The organism is Burkholderia sp. MR1-5-21 (genome assembly GCF_053427715.1).
Genome location: NZ_JBSAXD010000082.1, coordinates 1 through 1,478 on the forward strand (window position 1 = coordinate 1; position 1,478 = coordinate 1,478).

At 58.0% G+C, this 1,478-nt stretch carries 2 protein-coding genes; both read right to left on the reverse strand.

The features are described 5' to 3' along the window. Positions 1-722: reverse transcriptase N-terminal domain-containing protein (locus ACV229_RS40460; protein WP_448088644.1), on the reverse strand; the 722-nt coding region annotated here is incomplete at its 3' end. A gap of 558 nt (positions 723-1,280) precedes the next feature. Continuing rightward, the coding region (locus tag ACV229_RS40465) for a hypothetical protein (protein WP_448088645.1) at positions 1,281-1,478 on the reverse strand (198 nt) is incomplete at its 5' end.

Below are 1,478 nucleotides of genomic sequence, written 5' to 3' on the forward strand. Positions count from 1 at the left end.
ATGACGCCCCCTTGGGGTGTACCAGCCCGTGACTCGAACAGAGTTCCCTCGTCGATATATCCGGCTTGAAGCCACTTCCGCAGAACCTCCTTATCCATCGGCACGTTCTCCAGAATCCAGGAGTGGCTGAAGTTGTCGAAACAGCCTCGAATGTCCCCCTCCAGAATCCATTCTGGCGATGCACGCTTGGCCAGAACGATGAAGCACTGCTCGATGGCGTCGGCGGTCGAGCGTTGGGGCCGAAAGCCATAGGAGTTGGCGTCCGCCAGGGTCTCCGCGATGGGCTCCAAGGCGAGCTTCCATAAAGCCTGCATCGCCCGGCACTTCATGCACGGGATTCCCAACGGACGTTTCTTGCCGTTACTCTTGGGAATGTAAACACGTCGCAGCGGCATCGCACGATAACCTCGATGACGTAGCGATAGCATTCCTTTCCATCTGGCCGACGGGGATGACCATATCCTGCCGTCCACCCCCGGCGTTCTCTTGCCGCGATTTTCCGTCACACGCTTCACGGCCAGCATCTTGCCGCTATGCGAGCGGGTCAACAAACGTTGCAAGACTTTCGCCTTGCACCATCGGCCTTCCCGAACTGCCTTGGCGATACGCATCTGAAGCCGCTTCACCTCCGTCTCGATATGCGACCAGTTCGCCTGATCCCACATTCGTGCGGCGTGCGAGGGCGCACCAGCGTTTGACACCTTCGTATCGTTCGCCGTCATCTGCTTTCCCTCGTACAACGGTTCATCAAAGATTCTCTCGCCATGAATGACCACGCGGAAGTCTGCCCACTTTCGTGTCGAGCAATGTCGCAGCCCGTATCCCGTCCGCTACAGACAGGCGTTCGCTTTCTCCGCTTTCCTTTACCCACCACACCAACAGCGTTCCTTGCGGTTCGCCTGCCGTTGCCGGCGGCACGATGGGCTTACCCTGTTCCGCTTGAATTTCCGAGCGGGGCGGACCCTTCCTCTTCGCCGGTGGCTGATCGTCCATGGTGGCCCAGTCATTCAGGAACCACTCCTCACCACACACCGTTTTGGTTCAAGCCTGTCAGCACGTTTGGCTTGTTCAAGATCACGACGTTTATCGGAAGTTCACATATGTTGGTCGTACCCGCTCATCCCTTGCTCCTCTCCGCCTTCGTGCTGGCAGATTCCGCCTCGCCTCGCGGCTCAGCGTACCGGTTTCCCGGCGGCTACGTTGTCCCCAGAGCTTCACACCGAGCTGTTACCGGCTCCGCATGTCCGGGTAGGAAACGGTTGATGGAACAACCGGTTTCATCAGGTCATGACTTCCCCTGTGAGACAGAAATTCAGGCGACTTTCAGGTCGCACCATCACATTCTTGGCCAGATCCACACCAACGCGAGTAATCTGTTCCATGACTTCCCCCTTCGCTGAAGGTTGCGTAGCACCAGCCATGATGGCACCGATAGATGCCGATCTGGCGTTGGGGGAGGTCCTTACCAATTCCCGGGA